This is a genomic window from Kouleothrix sp. 19917 (genome assembly GCF_057073505.1).
Genome location: NZ_CP097099.1, coordinates 5,856,610 through 5,875,818, shown reverse-complemented (window position 1 = coordinate 5,875,818; position 19,209 = coordinate 5,856,610). Strand labels below are relative to the sequence as shown.

15 protein-coding genes are annotated in these 19,209 nt (G+C 63.6%); 7 read left to right on the top strand and 8 right to left on the bottom strand.

The annotated features are described in order from the left end of the window. Positions 1-132: 132 nt before the first annotated feature. From M1P90_RS23710 to M1P90_RS23700, 3 genes are all read left to right on the top strand, one after another. Entirely contained in the window at positions 133-378 is a 246-nt protein-coding gene (locus M1P90_RS23710) for a YtxH domain-containing protein (protein WP_483697947.1), read from the top strand. 330 nt (positions 379-708) lie between these two features. Then, the gene (locus M1P90_RS23705) at positions 709-1,380 is read left to right on the top strand and encodes a DUF4013 domain-containing protein (RefSeq protein WP_483697946.1); all 672 of its coding nucleotides are present in this window, start codon (positions 709-711) and stop codon (positions 1,378-1,380) included. Positions 1,381-1,687: 307 nt separating this feature from the next. Then, the gene (locus M1P90_RS23700) at positions 1,688-2,395 is read left to right on the top strand and encodes a DUF4013 domain-containing protein (protein WP_483697945.1); all 708 of its coding nucleotides are present in this window, start codon (positions 1,688-1,690) and stop codon (positions 2,393-2,395) included. A 72-nt stretch (positions 2,396-2,467) separates the two neighbouring features. On the opposite strand, the gene M1P90_RS23695 is transcribed toward M1P90_RS23700, so the two are convergent. Continuing rightward, positions 2,468-3,166, bottom strand: coding sequence for a LuxR C-terminal-related transcriptional regulator (locus tag M1P90_RS23695; protein WP_483697944.1), 699 nt, complete (start codon positions 3,164-3,166; stop codon positions 2,468-2,470). A gap of 520 nt (positions 3,167-3,686) precedes the next feature. On the opposite strand from M1P90_RS23695, the gene M1P90_RS23690 reads away from it, so the two are divergent. The 4 genes from M1P90_RS23690 to M1P90_RS23675 all read left to right on the top strand — a co-directional run bounded on the left by M1P90_RS23690 (position 3,687) and on the right by M1P90_RS23675 (position 10,781). After that, positions 3,687-3,947: a hypothetical protein gene (locus M1P90_RS23690; protein ID WP_483697943.1), complete on the top strand. Its 261-nt coding sequence runs from the start codon at positions 3,687-3,689 to the stop codon at positions 3,945-3,947. A 103-nt stretch (positions 3,948-4,050) separates the two neighbouring features. After that, positions 4,051-5,259 (top strand): winged helix-turn-helix domain-containing protein, encoded by a 1,209-nt coding sequence (locus M1P90_RS23685; protein ID WP_483697941.1) that lies wholly within the window; start codon positions 4,051-4,053, stop codon positions 5,257-5,259. A 296-nt stretch (positions 5,260-5,555) separates the two neighbouring features. After that, positions 5,556-7,364, top strand: a complete 1,809-nt coding sequence (recN, locus tag M1P90_RS23680) for a DNA repair protein RecN (RefSeq protein WP_483697940.1) — start codon at positions 5,556-5,558, stop codon at positions 7,362-7,364. A 144-nt stretch (positions 7,365-7,508) separates the two neighbouring features. Continuing rightward, positions 7,509-10,781, top strand: a complete 3,273-nt coding sequence (locus tag M1P90_RS23675) for a hypothetical protein (protein ID WP_483697939.1) — start codon at positions 7,509-7,511, stop codon at positions 10,779-10,781. A 225-nt stretch (positions 10,782-11,006) separates the two neighbouring features. Here M1P90_RS23675 and M1P90_RS23670 read toward each other — a convergent pair whose 3' ends face one another. The 7 genes from M1P90_RS23670 to M1P90_RS23640 form a co-directional block, all read right to left on the bottom strand. Then, on the bottom strand, positions 11,007-12,731 hold the full coding sequence (locus M1P90_RS23670) for a protein kinase domain-containing protein (protein ID WP_483697937.1): 1,725 nt from the start codon (positions 12,729-12,731) through the stop codon (positions 11,007-11,009). 2 nt (positions 12,732-12,733) lie between these two features. Further along, positions 12,734-13,606: an RNA polymerase sigma-70 factor gene (locus tag M1P90_RS23665; RefSeq protein ID WP_483697936.1), complete on the bottom strand. Its 873-nt coding sequence runs from the start codon at positions 13,604-13,606 to the stop codon at positions 12,734-12,736. Between the two features lie 208 nt (positions 13,607-13,814). Then, the gene (locus M1P90_RS23660) at positions 13,815-14,162 is read right to left on the bottom strand and encodes a cupin domain-containing protein (RefSeq protein ID WP_483697935.1); all 348 of its coding nucleotides are present in this window, start codon (positions 14,160-14,162) and stop codon (positions 13,815-13,817) included. Between the two features lie 82 nt (positions 14,163-14,244). Then, a complete protein-coding gene (locus M1P90_RS23655) occupies positions 14,245-15,510 on the bottom strand; it encodes a glutamate-5-semialdehyde dehydrogenase (RefSeq protein WP_483697934.1) in 1,266 nt (421 codons plus the stop codon). A gap of 598 nt (positions 15,511-16,108) precedes the next feature. Beyond that, positions 16,109-17,224 carry a glutamate 5-kinase gene (gene proB, locus M1P90_RS23650; protein WP_483697933.1) on the bottom strand — a complete coding sequence of 372 codons (1,116 nt, stop codon included), beginning with the start codon at positions 17,222-17,224 and terminating at the stop codon, positions 16,109-16,111. Between the two features lie 91 nt (positions 17,225-17,315). Further along, the gene (locus M1P90_RS23645) at positions 17,316-17,996 is read right to left on the bottom strand and encodes a response regulator transcription factor (RefSeq protein ID WP_483697932.1); all 681 of its coding nucleotides are present in this window, start codon (positions 17,994-17,996) and stop codon (positions 17,316-17,318) included. A gap of 18 nt (positions 17,997-18,014) precedes the next feature. Further along, positions 18,015-18,854 carry a redoxin domain-containing protein gene (locus M1P90_RS23640; protein ID WP_483697931.1) on the bottom strand — a complete coding sequence of 280 codons (840 nt, stop codon included), beginning with the start codon at positions 18,852-18,854 and terminating at the stop codon, positions 18,015-18,017. Between the last annotated feature and the right edge of the window lie 355 nt (positions 18,855-19,209).

Here is a 19,209-nt window from a genome sequence, read left to right as displayed (position 1 = left end):
ATTCCATAGATATGAGGTCTATAATCTGCGTAATCTGCGAAATCTGTGGATGAATTTTGGTGCCCTGGTGGTGATCGTTCAAACATTCGAAATTGGCGCAGCCCGCTTCTCATACAGGAAAAGGAGCACGCAATGGGACGTTTTCTATTGGGCTTTGCGATTGGCGCGGCCATTGGCGCGGCAACCGTGATCCTGACCGCGCCGCGCTCGGGCTCGGCCACGCGCCAGGGCATTCGCGGCACGCTGGAAGACTCGCGCGACGGCATTCGGCAGCTGGCGAACGACACGCTCGACGTGGCGCGCAAGGCCCGCACCGCCCACGAGCGCGAGATGTGGGACGAGTTCCGCGCACGGCTGGCGAACAAAGGCGGCGTGTAGGCGGGGAGGTGGCAAGGTGAAGGGGTGAAAGGGTGACGGGGTGAAGCGCATGCGCCAGCAGTCGGCAGTATGCAGTTGGCAGGTTGCAAGTTCTGAATGTTGAATGTTGAGTTTTGAGTTCGCACAAACCTGTCAACTTGCTAACCTGCAATTTTATAACCCTTCGCGCTCTTTGCGTTCTTTGCGTGAAACATCCCGCCGTCGTTCGCCTCAGTCGTCAATCGTCAATCGTCAATCCTTACATCTCCGTGCCTCTGTGTCTCCGTGGTGAATTTCTATTGGGCCGTCTTATAACCTGCTAACTTGTAACCTGCCAACCTGCAACTTCCTATGAACCTACGCACAGCGCTGGCCAACATCCACCGCGACCCGCAGTGGTGGCGAAAAATCCTGATTGGTGGGGCGCTGATGCTCACGATTATTGGCTACCCGTGGGCTGCGGGCCTGGTGATGGAAAGCCTGGAGGCGACGCGCAAGGGCTTCCCGACGCCGCTGCCAGCCTGGCGCGAATGGGGCAATCGCTATGTGATCGGCCTGTTCGCGGTGCTGATCGACATGCTGTTCTTCGGGCTGCCGATCTTTGGTGGCGGGCTGCTGTTTCTGTGCCTCGGGCTGGCGCTGCTTGGCGCGGGCGGGGCGACGCAGGTGGTGGCATTCGTGCTGATTGGCGCGCTGGCGCTGTATGAGCTTGGCGTGTTTGCCGCCAGCATCGCGCCAGTTGGCCGCCTGCGCTTTGTCGAAAGTGGCCGCCCGGAAGACGCGCTCGACATGCGCACGGTGCGCGCGGCGCTGGCCCCACGCGCACGGTCGATCTACGGGCAGGCGCGCCTGCGCTCGCTGCCGGCCTACCTGCCCGCGCTGCTGCTGGCCGGCCTCGCCTGGCTGCTGCCCTGGCCCTGGGCGCTCGCCGCGATCTGGCTGGCGCTCAGCGCGTTGCTCTACGCGCACCTGGCGGCGATGCAGCTCTACGCCGCCGCCGAAAGCGATGTTCTGTTCGGGTAGCATTGCCGTGTCGCCTCTTTCCTGCGGAATGGCCCCAGCCCACGCGCCATTCCTTCCTTATTATCATTCTATGGAAAACGCGACTTATCGGTCGATCGCGCGTATCATGTAAATATATACGTTGGCCCGTTCAGCTACCATGGCCGCACCATCGACGTGGTGAACGCCAGCCAGGACCTGCCCGACATCAGCGCAATGACGATATTGCGAGCAAAAGCATTGCTGGGCCGGCACCTGCCTGTGGACGCGGCGCGTGCGCGTGATTGAGCTGGAGCGGGAGTTTAGCGGCTAAGGAAGGAGCAAGCTCGTGGATATTGGCAAGGCATTTAGCTTCGTGTTCGAGGATGAGGAGTGGGTCAGCAAGATCCTGATCGGCGGCCTGATCGCGCTCATCCCGCTGGTTGGGCAGCTCGCCGTGATGGGCTACGCGCTGAAAGTTGCCCAGAACGTAGCGCAGGGCAACCCGCGCCCGCTGCCGCGCTGGGGCGAGTTTGGCGAGCACCTGATGCGCGGCCTGTACGATCTGGTGATTCGCCTGGTGTATAGCCTGCCGATCCTGGTGATCGCGCTGCTGTTTGCCTGCGTGGGCGGTCTGGCCGGTGGCGGGGCGTCCAGCCAGCGCGCGCAGGAGCGCGTGGGCGCATTGTTTGGCCTGCTGGGCATTTGCCTGGTGCCGATCATGCTGGTGCTGGGCTTTGCGATTGCGATTGTCGCTTATGCGGCGCTGGGGCGTTTTGTTGCCACGAACAACCTGGGCGCGGCGCTGCGCATTGGCGAAGTGGTTGGGATGGTGCGCAAAAGCATCGGCGCGTGGGCAATGATGCTGGTGGTGGCGATCCTGGCCAGCTTTGTTGGCGGCCTGGGCGCAATTGCCTGTGGTGTGGGCGCGCTGTTCACCGGCTTCTACGCGCAGTGCGTGATCGGGCACGCGCTCGGGCAGACGGTGGTGCAGCAGGGTATGGCGGCTGCTGATCCTGCGCCAGTGAACTACGGCCCGCCGCCAACCTACCAGTAGTGCGGGCAGGAAATCGGCATGGCGGCCAGTGCGGAAGCTTCTGCACTGGCCGCCATGCGTTGGTGGGAAAATTTACGCCACTGCGTCGCGAGTGCGGGCCGGCGCGTCGCCTGCGTGCCGCCAGCGGTACAGCAGCGCAATCGCTTCGGCGCGCGTGCGAACATTGAGCTTGGTGAGAATGTTGCTGATGTGATTCTGCACGGTGCGCTCGCTGATGCCCAGCTGCTCGGCAATTTCCAGCGTCGAGCTGCCGCCAATAATCAGGTCAGCGATCTCAAGCTCGCGCGGCGTCAGCTCGCTCAGTTCGGCCAGCTCAGCCGGGATGGCACGCGACTGGACGCGGCGCAGCGCCAGCGCTTCGCGCAGCTGCTTGGGATCGAGCAGGCTGTGGCCGGCTTCGACATCGGTCAGCGCCTTGCGCAATTTCGCCAGGTCAAGCTCTTCCGAGATCAGCACACCATCCGCGCCAGCCTCCAGCGCGTCGAGCGAAAATAGCTCCCCCGCCACCACGCTGCGCGGCGCGATCAGCACAATCACATGCTCGCCCGGCAGCGCGGCTATCTCGCGGCAGGCAAGCAGCGCGTCGGCGCTTGAGCCCTGGTAGACATTGATGACAATAATTTCCGGGTGGAAGGAATCGAGGCAGCCGGGAACGTCGAGGTAGGAGGTGCAGGCCTGGGCGCTGAAGTTGCCATCTTCATCGAGCGAGGCGGAGAGGCTATCGGCCAATACGGGGTGAGGATCCACTACCAACACACGCGTTGCTGCCATTCCACACCTCAACTCGCATTCCCGGCGAATGATTGCTTTGTGTATTGGCGGCAAGTGCCGCGCAACGCATGGCCCGTGTTCGGGGTGCCATGCGCGAGCGGCCCGCTGAATGGTACCCGGGAACCAAAGCCAATTATTTTGCCACCAGTACTGTTGCGCTAGTATATCCGAAAAATGCCAAGCTGTCACTACGCTGGGGAATGATACGAAGTGTAACATTCGCGATATGCTGCTGCTGGAGCAAAGCCAGCCGCCTGCGGTTTTTTGCGGCAAACACGCTGTGCTGCGTGTGGTTTGCACGCCGCCACCCGTGTGTTTTCACCTAGGAGAAAGCCCTAGCCCGGCCTGGGTTTCTACCCTCTTACCGCCGCCGCCTCCGCATGGTATAAGCATGTCGGCACATTTTCGTGTCACAGGTGATACGCGCTGTATCACTGAAGCGAATGCCGGTTTACGCCCGCACTGGCCCGCGATACAGTTGGGCTTGCGTAGCCGCCAAGTATATCTGGAGGAACGGACAATGGTTTCTTCTCGCGCGCCCCAGCGCCCAAAGCGCGCTCCGTGGCGCATGAAGATCACAACCACTGCCATGGCACTCGTTATCGCCAGCATCATCACCGTGTCGCTCGACGAGATTGCGATGCAACCCACCATAAGCCCACCCGCTGGCGCTGCCAGACTGGCGGGCAACTCCGCCCAATCCTGGGATTTCGCCGCGCTGCTGTCGTCGCTGGAAGGCGGGAATGCGCCGGCCTGCGCGCCTGCATCCTCGCTCCACTAACTACCCATTCGCAAGCGTTTTGAATGATCTGGCCGGCAACCATGCCGTTGCCTGGTTTGGATCTGCTCGGGGAAATTTCTCATCACGAGGAGGCTTCAACACCATGTCGGCTGATAAAGCTGCACGTTTGGCGGCCATTCGCGAGGCCAATGCCCGCAAAGCCGCTGCACATACACAAACTGAACCTGTGCCCGCACCCGAGGCTGTTGCTGTGGCGCTGCCCGCACCCAACATGGGCATGCCGCTGGCAGTCGCAACCGGCAACGCTTCGCCCTGGCGCATCCCGCACGCGCTGCATATCGTCGGCACGCTGCTGCTGGCCGCCGTGATTGGCCTGCTGATCAGCGCGGTGCTGCATATCTGGCAGCCCATTCTGGCCTTTGCAATCACCTGGGCAGCGCCCAGCATGGCGGCGCTGTGGCAGTGGCTGGTAGCCCTGCCGTTTGTGGCCAACCCGCCGTCCTTCCTGACGATTTCGCGCGCTACCGCGCTGATGAGCTACGTCACGCTCTGGCTTGCGATGATGTTTGGCCTGGCCATCAGCTCGAAGTCCACGCGCATGTGGCCGGGCGGGCCAGCAATGCTCGAGCTGCATCAGCAGTTCAGCCTGCTGGGTTTGCTGTTCGCGCTGGCGCACGTCTTCAGCCTGCTGGCCGAGCCACGGCTGGGCTACGGCCTGGGGAAAGCACTGCTGCCCTGGGTGGGCGGCAGCTACCGCGCGTTCTGGGTCGGCCTGGTGGGCAAGATGTCGCTCTACCTGATGCTGGTTGTGTGGGCGAGCTTCTATGTGCGCAAGTGGGTTGGCGGGCGCTGGTGGCGGCGCATTCACTACCTGAGCTTTGCGGTGTTTATGCTCGGCCTGATCCACGGAATGTTCGCCGGCAGCGACACGAGCACGTGGTGGGGGCAGGCGCTGTACATCCTGAGCGGCGTGGCTCTGCTGGCGCTGCTGGCCTACCGCATTGTGCGCAGCCGGCGCGTACAAACATCGGAGGTTGCAACCTTGCAGCATGGCACAATCTCGCTCGACCCGATTGCGCGCGTGGTGAAGCTGGGCGCGCGGCGAACCACGCTCCGCGCCACCGAGGCACGCCTGCTGTACTTCCTGATGCAGAACGCTGGCCGGGTGATTTCGGCCGAGCAGATTATCGAGAGTGTGTGGGGCCGGCATTACCGTGGGCAGAAACGCCTGGTTGTGCGCGCGATGCAGCGCCTGCGCGCCAAGATCGAACCAGCCACAGCACCGGGCTATATTCAGGAAGTTCAGGGCCAGGGCTACCGCTTTGGCACGCCGCCGCTGGTGACGCCGTAACGAGCCGGAATTTGTTCTGAGAGGACAGAAGCAGGGATCGGGCATTGTGCTCGATCCCTGTTGTTTTCTGCGCGAAAACCGCATATAATCTTTGCCGAACAGGTGTTCGCTTCCCTGATTCTAATGCGCTGAAACGGCCTTTTCTCACCGAATATTTATTGCCGCGCCCTTGCCCTTATGGTACAATGCGCACACTCGCAGGCAACCACACAGTGCAATTCTGGCGCGCGGCCGGCGGGCTGATACAAGGCATTTGTGCCTGTTGAACGAAATATGAGCTACTTACACCATAACGCATGCTACTTGAGCTGAATATTCGCGATTTCGCGATCATCGATCGGCTGAGCCTGCGCCTGGAAGCGGGCTTCAACGTGCTCACGGGCGAAACCGGCGCGGGCAAGTCGATTATTATCGACGCGCTGGGCTCGCTGCGCGGCGAGCGGGTCGACCCGACGTTTGTGCGCGCTGGCTCCGAGCGCGCCCGCGTCGAGGGCGTGTTTAGCATCGCCGACTGCCGCGACATTATTCCCCTGCTTTCGGAATATGGTCTCTGGGAAGACGACGACGAGCAGGTCATTCTGACGCGCGAAGTCAGCGCCGAGAGTGGCCGCAGCGTGGCGCGCATCAACGGCCGGGCGGTTAACGCCTCGGTGCTGCGCGAAGTGGGCGGTCGGCTGGTCGACATCCACGGCCAGCACGAGGGCCTGTCGCTGTTCAACACCCGCACGCACGGCGACATGCTTGATCGCTATGGCGGGCTGGTGCCGCTGCGCGGGCAGGTGGCCGAGAAGGTGACCGAGCTGCGCCGCGTGCGCGACGAGCTGAGCGCGCTGCGCAAGGCCGCCGCCAGCCGCGCCGAGCGGATCGAAGAGCTGCGCTTTCTGCTGGAAGACGTTGGGCAGGCCAAGCTGCGCCCGGGCGAAGAAGCCGAGCTGCTGCAAGAGCGCACGCTGGTGCAGAATGGCGCGCGTATCACTGACCTCGTCACTTCCACCTACGCGCTGCTGTATGCTGGCGACGAAGCCGGCCGCCGCCCGGCCAAACCCATGGTCGAAACCATGGGCACGGTCAACGACGCGCTGGGCGAGCTGGCGCGGCTCGACCCGCAGGTGGCGCGCGCGGCCGAGCAGGCCAGCGAGTTGCTGTATGCGCTCGAAGACCTTTCGGCGCAGGTGCGCGCCTACCGCGACGCCATGGAGTTCGACTCCTCGCGCCTTGACGCAATCGAAGACCGGCTGACGCTGATCCGCGATATGCAGCGCAAATACCACGGCTCGATTGACGAGATCCTCACGCGCGCCGCCTCGGCCGAGGCCGAGATCGAGCGGCTGGCGCACAGCGCCGAGCACCTGGCCGACCTTGAGCAGCAGGAAGCGCGCCTGCTGGGCGTGATTGGCCGGCTGGCCGGCGAGCTTTCGCGCAAGCGCCGCGCCATGGGCGACCAGCTCGCGGCAGCGGTGACGGGCGCGATGCGCGACCTGGCGATGCCGCATGTGCGCTTCGCCGTGAGCCTGGAGCGCCAGCCCGACGCCCATGGCGTGCCCGCCATCGACGAAGCCGCCAACGGCAATGGCTCGGGCGGCGAGCGCTGGGCCTTCGACAAAACCGGCATCGACAAGATCGAATTTCTGCTCTCGCCCAACCCCGGCGAGCCGCTCAAACCGCTGGCGCGCATTGCGTCGGGCGGCGAAAGCGCGCGCCTCTTGCTGGCGCTCAAATCCATCCTGTCGCGCGTGGACGACGTGCCGACGCTGGTGTTCGACGAAGTGGATGTGGGCGTGGGCGGGCGTGCCGGCCATGTGGTGGGCGAAAAACTGTGGGGCATCAGCGACCGCCACCAGGTGATCTGCATCACGCACCTGCCGCAGGTCGCCTCGTTTGGCGATTCGCACTACGCCATCGCAAAATCGTTCGACGCCGAGCGCACGCGCACGCTGGTGCAGCGCCTGAGCGACGAGCAGCGCGCCGACGAGCTGGCTGCCATGCTCGATGGCGTGCCGATCAGCGACCACAGCCGCCGCAGCGCGCAGGAAATGCTGGAGCGCGCGGCTGGCTTCAAAACCCAGGCCCAGCGCGACGCCGAGCCAGTCGCAACCGCAAATTAGTGTTTACGCTTTTCACGCTGACAGGTTCTGGCCCCAGCTTGCTACGCCGCAAGCCCTGCCTGCTTGCCGAGCAGGTGGCAACCCTTCCTGCCCTTGCGCGCCCCTTCACCGTGTCAGCATGTCACCCATAGAGGAGGCCCCGGTTTGCAACGACAAAGCAGCATTGCCGCGTGGTGCGAGCGTGTGATCGAGGGCGGCTGGCTGCTGGCCCTGGTGCTCATCCCCAGCTACTTCAATCTCCTTTCTTCCCGCCACTTCGAGCCCGACAAAGCCACTTCGCTGCGCGCCATTGTGCTGATCATGGCGGCGGCTGGCATCATTCGCCTGCTGGAGCGCGGCGCGCGCCCGAGTGGAACTGCGCCGGCCGGGACAAGCTGGTGGCGGCGCTTCACAAGCGTGCCGCTGGCGCTGCCAACTGTGCTGTATGCGCTGGTGTTCCTTTTCGCCACCGTGACCTCGGTGGTGCCCGGAACCAGCTTCTGGGGCTCGTACCAGCGCCTGCAAGGCACCTACACCAACCTCGCATATATGGGCCTGGCGACGCTGATTGTGCTGACCCTGCGCCGCCGCGAGCAGCTTGAGCGCCTGATTACGGTGGCGGTGCTGGGCAGCCTGCCGGCGATTGGCTATGGCCTGGTGCAGCACTACCAGATCGACCCGCTGCCGTGGAAGGGCGACGTGATCTCACGCGTGGCCTCGACCATGGGTAACTCGATTTTTGTTGCGGCCTACCTGCTGATGATCGTGCCGTTCGCGCTGTATCGCGCCATCACCGCTTTTGCCGAAGCGCGCCGCGCCGCCGAGCCAGGCGATGGCGCGGATTTTGGGTGGGGCGCGGCCTACCTGCTGCTGGTGCTTGGCAGCCTGCTGCTGATGTTTGCGGTGACGAAATTCGGCGCGGTGGTGCGCTCGTTTGACACAAGCACGAACGTGCCCGACCTGCGCTACTGGTGGATCTTCCCGTTTGGCCTGATCGTCACCTGTGCGCTCTACATCCTGCCGACGCTGCGCCCGCATACCGCCGAGCGCATCACGCTGGGGATGTGGTGGCCGGGCATTCTGATGCTGGGCTTTGTGCTGCTGCTGGGCCTGAGCTACCTGGCCGGGCAGGCTTCCGGCGCGCAGATCTCGCAGTCGCGCCCGGGCCGCAGCGACACCGACTGGCCGTTCTGGCTGATTGGCGCGCTGGTGCTGGTGGTTGGCGCGTATGGCTTGCTAATGACCCTGCCGCGCCGGGCCGCGCCGTCGCGCCGCTTGTTGCAGTTGCAGGGCGTGGGCATGCTGGTGATCACGTTCTTCCTGCTGCTGACGATTTTCTACACGCAGAGCCGTGGGCCGTGGATTGGCGCGGCAGCGGCGCTGTTTGTGTTCTTTACGCTGCTGCTGTGGCGCGCCTTTCGCCACGCGCGCGAGTCGGGCGCGGCGCAGGCCGGCCTCTACCGCAACCTGCTGGTGGGCTGGGTGGCGCTGGCGCTCGTGCTTGGTGGCTTTCTGGCCGCGTTCAATCTTTCCACCGCGCCCATGTTCGAAAGCCTGCGGCGGGTGCCGTATATTGGCCGCATGGGCACGCTGCTCGAAACCGAAACCGGCACCGGCCTGGTGCGCACCCTGATCTGGCGCGGCGACGACAAGGCCGGCGGCGCGATTGGGCTGATTACGTCCGACCCGCTGCGCGCCGTGATCGGCTGGGGCCCCGAGAGCATGTTTGTGGCCTACAACAAATTCTACCCGCCCGCGCTGGCGAATATCGAGGCGCGTGGCGCATCGCCCGACCGCTCGCACGAAGCCTACCTCGACGAGCTGGTGACCAAGGGCGTGCTTGGGCTGGCGAGCTACCTCTTTGTGATCATCAGCTTTTTCGTGCTGGCGTGGCGGCTCATGCAGCGCTCGGGCAACTGGCGCACGCAGGTGCTGTGCATTGCGGGCATATCAATTGTGGTGGGCCATAGCGTCGAAGGGCTCACCGGCATTCCAATCGTTTCCAGCCTGATGATGCTGTGGGTGACGATGGCGGTGATTGTGGTAGCGGGCGCGCTGGCCGGCCAGTACACAATTGGCGCTGCCGAAGCCGTGCCCGCGCCCGAGCCCGCACCAGAAGCCACCCCATCGCAGCCCGCCAAGAATCAGCCAGCGCGCAGCGGCAACCGCCGGCAAGGCGGCGCGGTGGCGCGCGGGGCCGCGCAGGCGCGCGCCGCCCGTGGCCGCAGTGGCTCGGCCAGCGCCAGCAACCCGCTCAACTGGCTGATCTATGGCATTGTGGCCGTGGCGGCGCTGTGGGCGGTGTGGAGCACAAACCTCGACAATATTCTGGCCGACATGCGCTTTCAGCAGGGCCAGCTGCTTGGCGATAACCCGAACTCGGGCTACGAGCAGCAGTTGCTGGGCATGGGCTACTACCTCGACGCGGTTGGTATGGAAAGACGCCAGGATTTCTACTACCTCAACCTCGGGCGCAGCCTGATGAGCATTGCCGATATCAAACGCCAGCAGAACAACGGCCAGCTTGGGCAACCGAAGGCTAACGCTAGCGTCAACGACCTGCTGGACATGCCGAGCATCGAGGCGGCTGAGCAGGCGGTGTTGCAGCAAACCCCGCTGGAAACGATGAGCTACGCGCAGGCCGTGCTTGAACGCGCCCAGCAGCTCAACTCGCTGAACAAGGATCACTACGCCAACCTGGCGCGCCTGCATAACTTCTGGTTTGGCCGGCTCAACCAGGACCCCGCGCAGCTGACCGAGGCGATCGACTGGTACAAGCGCGGGCACGAGATCGCGCCGCAGGATGTGACCATCCTGAACGAGTATGCCAGCGCGGTCGCGCTGATGGGCAACTACCTCGCCAACCAGCAGAAAACCGCCGAGGCGCAGACCTACTACCAGCAAGCGACCGACCTGCTGGCCGAGTCGAAGCGGCTCGACCCGAACTACCCCGACACGGCGCTGCGCCAGGGCGAGGTATTGCGCCTGCAAGGCAACACCGCTGCCGCCGTCGATACCTATCTGGCGCTGCTGAAAGCCAACCCGCACGCGCTCGACAACCAGGCATCGCAGCTGGCCGATGGCCTGCGCAGCCAGCCCGACCAACTGCGCCGACTGCGCGACGCCTACGCGGAGATTGTGGCGCAAAACCCCAAGGATGGCACGCTGCAGTCGTTTGTGGGGATTATGTCGGTGCGGCTGGACGATATGCCGCGCGCGGCGGAAGCCTTTGCGCAATGGACGCAGCTTCAGCCGCAGAGCCTGGAAGCGCGCCGCAACTACACACTGGTGCTGAGCGAAACGCAGCAGTATGCGCAGGCGGCGGCGTCGGCGGAAAGTTTGAAGGCGCTGGCCCAGCAGCAAAGCGCCACGCAGGATCAGCTCAAGAGCTACCAGGCGCTGGTCGATTTCTTCACCGCGAAGAGTAAGGGTGGGTAGCGTATTTACGATTGCCGATTGCTGATTGAAGGGACAGCAAGAATTGCCACGAAGACTCGAAGGCACAGAGAGTTTCAGGATGCTACAGATCTTGGCGTCTTGGAGCCTTTGGCCCTAGAGGTATTTGGTTAGGCGCAAAGAATCTCGGCATCGGCGGCGGGCGAACAACACGCCGGCCACGTTCACACGGCAGATCAGCCGCGAACGTGGCCGGCGCTTTTTTCCCTAGCTGATCCGGCTGCCCTGCACCTCCAGGCGATATTGTGCCGGCGGCGCGCTAAACACAATGCCGCTGATATCAAAGCGCGCCGTTGCGCCGGCTGCCAGCGGCTCTTTCCCAGGCGTTTGCGCGTAGCCCGAGCTGATCCCAACCACGTTGCCCGCCGCGTCGTAGAACACTGCCATCACTTCCACAAACTGTGTTGGGGCCGCGCCACTGTTGCGCACGCGCCCGCTGATCTGGACAAAGCCGAGGCTGGTGCGCCGCGCAGCCACGTCGGCCAGCTCGAGATCGCGGTAGGAATAGCCAAGCTGGAAATCGGCCTTGGCGCTGATCACCTCGAAATCATACGAATCGTAAGGCGGCGGCGCGTCGTCTTTGGAAAAGAGCACGCTGAATGGCGCAATCTGCTGCGGTTCGAGGTAGTGCATGTCGACAAAGCCGCTTTTGCTGCCAACTTCCGCGCCGGATTTGTCGCGCAGCACCACGCGCACCTCGATGCTTTCGCGCGGCTCGTCACCGTCGTTGCGCAGCTCGCCAAAAAACCAGACCGAATCCTCGTCGCGCCGCACGCTCACCCCGCCAATCGTGAATGGCTCGGGGCCAACCTGCTGCGCATTGGCAAGCTGCGGCGCGGGCACTGCGGCCAGCGGCGGCTCTGCCGTGCCGGCGGGCGCGGGCGTGGCGGGCGGGTCGAACTCGGCGAAGGTTGGGAGTGGGGTGAGCTGCAGGCGCAGCGCGCTTGGCGTGGCCGTGGGCGTGACGGAAACACGCGCCGGGGCGAACAGCAGCACCGCCGCCGTGATAACCAGCACAATGCCCACGCCAGCCAGGCCGAGGATCAGCCCATTCCTGGTGGTGACACCGGGCTGCGGCAGCGGCGTGACGGCAATGGTCGGGCCGGTGGCGGGGGCGGGCGCGCCGCTGGCAATTGCGCGCAGGGCCGTGGCAACGTCGGCCATGCGCTGCGGGCGCCAGGCGGGGTTTTTCGAGAGCATGCGCAGCACAAGCTGCTCGATCGATTCGGGCAGGTCGGGGCGCGCAACGCGCAGCGGCGGGGGCGGCTGCTGGAGGTGGCCGTACATGATCTGCGCCGAGTCGCCGGTGAAGGGAAGCTGCCCGGTCAGCATTTCGTACAGCATCACGCCGAAGGCATACACGTCGGCGCGGGCGTCGGTGGGCTGGCCGCTGAACTGCTCGGGTGCCATATACGCCAGCGTGCCCATCACCGCGCCGGTGGCGGTAAGCTGGGCGGCGCTGTTCGGCTGCACCGGCCGCGCCAGCCCGAAATCGGCCAGCACCGGGCTGCCATCGGCGCGCAGCAGCACATTCGCGGGCTTGAGGTCGCGGTGTACCAAGCCCTGCGCGTGGGCATATTCCAGTGCGTCGGCCAGCGAAGCAGCCAGGGCCAGCGCCTCGGCCAGTGGCAGCGGGCCGGATTGCAGGCGCGCAGCCAGGCTGCCAGCGGGCAGCAGCTCCATCACAATATAGGGCTGGCCATCCTGCACATCGACATCGAAAATATTGACAATGCCGGGGTGCGAAAGGCCGGCCACCACCTGCGCCTCGCGCAGAAAGCGCGGCCCGGCCTGCGGGTCGGCGGCCATGCCAGCCTGCATGACCTTCACGGCGACGGGCTGGCTGAGCACGGGGTGGAACGAGCGATAGACTGCGCCCATGCCGCCCTGGCCGAGTAGCTCAAGGAGCTGGTATTTGCCAAGTTGCTGCATTGTTACTCGCCAATCACGCGTAGTTGCTGTTCGAGGTAGCCGAGCTTGTCGGGGTTGCGCACAATATGCATGCCCAGAATACACCCATCGACAATCGTGAAGGTCGTGGCGCTGATCAGTATGTCGTCGCTGAACAGCAGGATGGCCGGGCCGCCGTTCAGCTCCAGCAGGCTGGCGCGAATGGTTCCGGCCTTTTGCAGCGTGCCAAACAGCAGGCGAATGACGTTTTCGCGCCCGTAGATCGGGTTGCGCGCCGCTGTGACCTTGCCGCCGCCATCCGACCATGCGGTCACATCTTGCGCCAGCACGTCGGCCAGCGCGCCAACATCGCCTTCGCCGCAGGCGCGCATGAAGCGCTCGACCAGGCGCGTCTGCGCCTCGCGCGATGGCTCGAAGCGCGGGCGGCGCTCGGCCAGCCGCGTCTGCGCGCGGTGAAAGAGCTGGCGGCAGTTGGCCTGGCTCAGCCCGAGCATGGCTGCGATTTCGCCATACTCGTACTCAAACACTTCGCGCAGCAGAAACACGGCGCGCTCGGGCGGGCTGAGCGCTTCCAGAAGCACCAGAAAGGCGGTGCTGATCGTGTCGCGCCGCTCGACGGCGGCCAGCTCGGGCGCAAAATCGACCGTCAGCAGCGGCTCGGGCAGCCACGGCCCAATGTACTGCTCGCGCTGCGCCCGCGCCGACTTCAGGTAGTCGAGGCAGAGGCGCGAGGTGATGGTGCTGAGGTAGGCTTTGGCCGAGCGCAGGTCGGCGGGCGCGGCGGCGCGGGCGCGCAGAAAGGTTTCCTGCACGATGTCTTCGGCTTCGCTGGCGCTGCCGGTCATGCGGTAGGCGATGGAGAACAGCAGCGGGCGATAGGATTGAAAATCGTCCATAGTTGTTCAGGAGTCAGACGTCAGGAGTCAGCAGAGCCGAGAACCAACGAAGGGTGTATTGCTATACGCCCAGACCAAGAACCGCAGAACGAAACAGTAGGCAGTTGGCAGGAGGCAGGAGGCAATGAGCACTCTCTAACTTGCAACCTGCAACCTGCAAACCTGCGATCCCAAAACCTCCGCACCCTCTGCGCCTCTGCAGTGAAATCTATTCCTCGTCAGGCGCGAGTACGCGGTCGCCGCGCGTCGTTGGGTGCGAGATGACAAGAAACTCGATGTCGGCGTCGGAAAGGTTGAGCAGCTGGTGCGGCACGCCGGGCGGCACTTCCAGCCCCTGCCCCGGGCCAAGCATCTCGCGCGTGCCGCCTAGCTCCAGCGTGGCGGTGCCGGTCAGCACAAAAAAGAACTGGCGCGATTGCGTGTGGTAGTGGCGCACCTCGGCCGCGCCGGGCGGCACGCGCTCGTGGATCACGCTCAGCTCGGGCCGGTCGACCAGCCGCCAGCCATCGCAGACTTCGCCCCAGGTATAGTGTTCGGCGTTTGCTTTGCTAATCATGCTTGGTAAATGTTGAGTGTTGAGTGTTGAGTTTTGAATGACATTCACCAATTCAAAACTCAAAATTCAAAACTCAACACTTCTACGGTCGAATCTGCCCGTCGCCCTCGACAACCCACTTATAGGTCGTTAGCTCGCGCAGCGCCATCGGGCCGCGCACATGCAGCTTCTGCGTGCTGACGGCGATCTCCGCACCCAGGCCCAACTGCCCGCCATCGTTGAAGCGCGTGGAGGCGTTTACAAACACGGCGGCCGAATCGACCGCGGCGACAAACTGGTCGGCGGCGGCGCGATCCTCGGTGATGATCGCGTCGGAGTGATCGCCAAAGCGCGCAATATGGTCGAGCGCTTCGTCCAGGCCATCCACCACGCGTGCCGAAAGAATTAGCGCCATAAACTCGGTGCCGAAGTCGCTGGCCTGGGCGGGAACGACGCCCTCGGCGGCGAGGCCAGCCGTCTGCAAAATCGCCAGCGACTTCTCGTCGGCGCGGAGTTCAACATGCAGAGGAAGCAGGTCGCGGGCAATTGCGGGCAGCACCTCGGGCGCGACGCTGCGATGCACCAGCACGGTGTCGAGCGCATTGCAGACACTTGGGCGCTGCACTTTGGCGTTGCGCACAATCGGCACCACCTTGGCCATGTCGGCTGCCGAGTCGATATAGACGTGACACACGCCAATGCCGCCGGTGATCACTGGAATGGTCGCCTTCTCGCGGCAGAACGTATGGAGCGCCGCGCCGCCGCGCGGAATGATCACGTCAACATAGGCATCCAGGCGCAGCAGCTGCTCGACCAGCGCGCGGTCGGGGTCGTCGATCACCTGCATGGCGTCGGCGGGCAGGTCGGCGGCGAGGAGCGCATCGCGAATAATTTCGGTCAGCGCCGCGCATGAGTGCATGATTTCCTTGCCGCCGCGCAGGATCGCCGCATTGCCCGATTTCAGGCACAGCGCCGCAATGTCGACGGTGACGTTCGGGCGGGCCTCGTAGATCACGCCCACCACGCCCAGCGGCACGCGGCGGCGATGCACGCGCAGGCCATTCGGCAGCACGCTCGCGTCGAACTGCTCGCCCACCGGGTCGTCCAGCTGCGCGACCTTGCGCACATCGGCAGCGATCGCGGCCAGGCGCGCCTCGGTCAGCAGCATGCGGTCGAGCAGCGATGCGGCGGTGCCGGCGGCGCGCGCGCGCTCCATGTCGATGGCGTTAGCGGCGAGCACATCGCTGGCGCGCTCGGTCAGCGCGGCGGCGAGCGCCTCAAGCGCGGCGTTTTTCTGCGCGGTGCTGGCGAGCGAAAGGGCGCGGGCGGCCCGGCGCGCGCGCTGGCCCATGGCGTTCAGGTCGAGCATATCAACTCCTGTTGCGAAGTGTTGAATTTTAAGTGCTGAGTGTTGAGTTTGGCTGGTATAAGTTTACAGGTTGCAAGTGAACTGCGAGCGCAGAGCGAGTAAACAGATGACAGTTAGCAGTCGGCAGTCGGCAGTCGGCAGTCGGCAGTAATTTCTATCTTTGCGCCATTTGCGCTCTTTGCGGTGAATAGTTTGGTCGCCGGTTAGTGCTTGCGCCCTTCGATACGCGGCTACGCCACTGCTCAGGACGCAGATAGATTATTTTCTTCAGCCGTCGTTCGCCTGTCGTCGGTCGTCCTAATCGTCAATCGTCAATCGTCAATCGTAAATTTATAAATCTTTGCGCCATTTGCGCTCTTTGCGGTGAATACTTGGGTCGTCGGTTAACGCTTGCGCCCTTCGATACGCGGCTACGCCACTGCTCAGGACGCAGATAGATTATTTTCTTCAGCCGTCGTTCGCCTGTCGTCGGTCGTCCTAATCGGCAATCGTCAATCGTAAATTTATAAATCTTTGCGCCCTTTGCGCTCTTTGCGGTTTAATATCTCGTCGGTCGTCGGCGCAAACCTGCAACTTTCCAACCTTCCAACCTGCAACCCTACATGAGCACCATGTCGTCGCGATGCACGACCTCGGGGCCGTAGTCGTAGCCCAATGTTTCGGCAATTTGCGCCGAGCGCAGCCCTTTGATCTGCCGCAGGTCGCGCGCTCCATACTGCGCAAGACCGCGCGCCAGCTCCTGCCCGTCGCTGTTGTAGATGCGGATCGTCTGCCCGCGCTCGAAATCGCCCTCGACGCCGACGACCCCGGCGGGCAAGAGGCTCTTGCCGCCCTCGGTGAGCGCCCGCGCCGCGCCCTGGTCGGCAATCACGCGGCTGCGGCGGGCGGTTTCGGCCAGCACCCAGCGCTTGCGGCTTTCCAGGCGGCTGGCAATTGCTGGGAAGCGCGTGCCCAAGCGCTCGCCATTCAGCACCCGCGCCAGCACGCCCGGCGTCGCGCCGCTGGTGATGACGACAGCCGTGCCACTGTGCGTCGCCAGATCGGCGGCGTGGATTTTGGTGGTCATGCCGCCCGTGCCGCGCGTATTGCTGCCGCCTGCCAGCGCGTAGATCGCATCGTCGATGGCGCGCACCTCGGGGATGAGCGTGGCCTGCGGGTCGCGGCGTGGGTCGGCGCTGTACAGCCCTTCGATGTCGCTTAAGATCAGCAGCAGCTCAGCATCCACCAGGTTCGCCACCAGCGCCGAAAGCGTGTCGTTGTCGCCCAGGCGAATTTCGTCGACCGCGACCACGTCATTTTCGTTAATAATCGGCAGAACGCCATGCAGCAGGCAGGCCAGCAGGGTGTTGCGCGCGTTCAGGTAGCGGTGGCGGTCGCGCAGGTCTTCGCGGGTGAGCAGTGTTTGCGCCACCGGGATGCTGTACAGATCGAAAATCTGCTCGTAGATGTGCATCAGGCGGCTTTGGCCCACGGCGGCCAGCAACTGCTTGAATGGCAGGTCTTTGCGGCGCGGCGGGAATTGCAGCCGTTCGCGGCCAGCCGCCACAGCGCCCGAGCTTACCAGCACGATCTCGACGCCCTGGGCGCGTGCTTCAGCGATCTGGCGTACCAGCTCGACCATGCGCGGGCGATGGAGGTGATCGGTGCCGGCGGTGAGCACGTTCGTGCCCAGCTTGATGACAATGCGGCGGGGTGTTGTGGTCGTTGTTGTCATAATAAAAATCAAAGGCCAGGAATCAGCAGCGGGTGGCGAATGCGCGTGGCGTCGCTGCCCTGCCTGCTGACTCCTGGCCCCTTCTGTGCGATTAGGGAACCATGCGATAGCCAACGCCCCACTCAGTCAGCAGGAGCTTTGGGTCGCGCGGGTCCATTTCGATCTTGCGGCGCAGATGCCAGATATAAACCTTCAGGTAGTCGTTGTCCTTGGTGTATTCCTGGCCCCACACGCCGCGCAGCAGCGTTTCGTGCTCCATCACCGCGCCGGCATTTTCGGCCAGCAGCAAGAGCAGATCGTACTCAGTCGGCGTGAGGTCGACCGCGTCGTTGCGCACCAGCACCTCGCGCTTCTGCTTTTCGATCTGAATTTCGGCGTTGCCGGCCACAAGCGGGCGGTTGGGCGAGGGCACGCGGCGCAGCAGCGCCCGCACACGCGCCATCAGCTCGTCCATATTGAACGGCTTGCCAAGGTAGTCGTCCGCGCCGCTGTCGAGGCCGGTCACGATATCCTGGCTCTGCACGCGGGCGGTGAGCATCAGCACCGGCACCTGCGAAAACTCGCGGAGCTGGCGGCAGGCTTCCCAGCCGTCCATCTCGGGCATCATCACGTCCATGATCACAAGATCGGGCAGTTCTTCACGCGCCATCGCCAGGCCCTGTGCGCCATTTTCGGCCTGGATCACCGCGAAGCCCTCGTGCTCAAGATTGATGCGCACGAGCTCGCGCAAGCCCGCTTCATCATCAACGATGAGAATCTTTCTTTCTTGCATGCACCCCTCGCTTCTTCATCAGCGTTGCGCTGATGTTTCTTGTTGCAGTGTATTGAAGAGCGCTTCAACATCGCTCGCTGTCACGGCGCTGAATAACAGGTAGCGCACCTTGCCCGCCCGGTCGATCATCACGCTGGTGGGCAGCACATAGACCTGGTAGTCGCGGTTGACCTTGCTGCCGGCGTCCAGCGCGATCGGGTAGGTAACCTTATGATCAGCCATGAATTTACGAATGTCGGTTTCGCCGTCGGCGCCATTGCGCTCGTTGTCGCGCACATTCACGCCAACAATCTCCAGGCCCTGGGCGTTGAGCTTCTGGTAGGCGGCTTGCAGGGCAGGTGTTTCTTCGCGGCAGGGCGCGCAGCCGGTGTACCAGAAGTTCAGCAGCACGACTTTGCCACGGTAGGCACTGAGCTGCACGTCCCCGCCGTCGATCGCGGGCAGGGCAAAATCAATCGCGGGCCGGTCGACTTTGGCGGCGGGCGGCAGCGTGGCGCTGGCGTTCTGGCCCGAAACCACCCACACAATTGCAATGACAATCAAGCCAACCAGCGCGCCGCCCGCCGCCATGATGATCTCGCGGCGGCTCAGGCCAGTGCGGCGCGGGACGGCTTGGGGAGCGGAAGGCGCTACGCCGCCAATGCTGGCGTCGTAGGCGCGGCGGCGAGCCGGGTCGGCGAGCACGGCGTGGGCGTTGGCAAGCTCGCTGCTGCGCGATTCGGCCACCTGCCGGAATTCTTCGCCCAGCTCGGCAACCCGCTCGGGGCTGTAGCGTGCGCGCTGGCGCTGATACGCCGTCTCGATCTCGGCGGCGCTTGCCTGCACCGGAATATCGAGCAGAGTGTAATAAGTTTCCATATGTTTACTATAAGAAACGTAAGCAGCCGTCATTTTAACATATTCGCCCCGCCGTGTGTAGGGGCAATTTTAACCAATTCGCGGAGCGCCCGCAGGAGGCCATTTTATTCGCGCTGTCGCCTTTGACGTGGAGTTGTTAAGCGCGCAACAGCAATGCTGAATTGTGTTACACATGGAATCACAGCGGGTGTTTACCGAAATATAGTAATGCAAAATATTCATTGTTGGGCCTGCTATACTTTTAGCTGCTCAGGTGTTCTTTGAAACATACCTAAACACTTCTTTTCTTGTGATAATAAGCGATAGATACATTACTGTGGTGTGAAGTTTGTTTGTACGTCAAGGTTCTTCATGA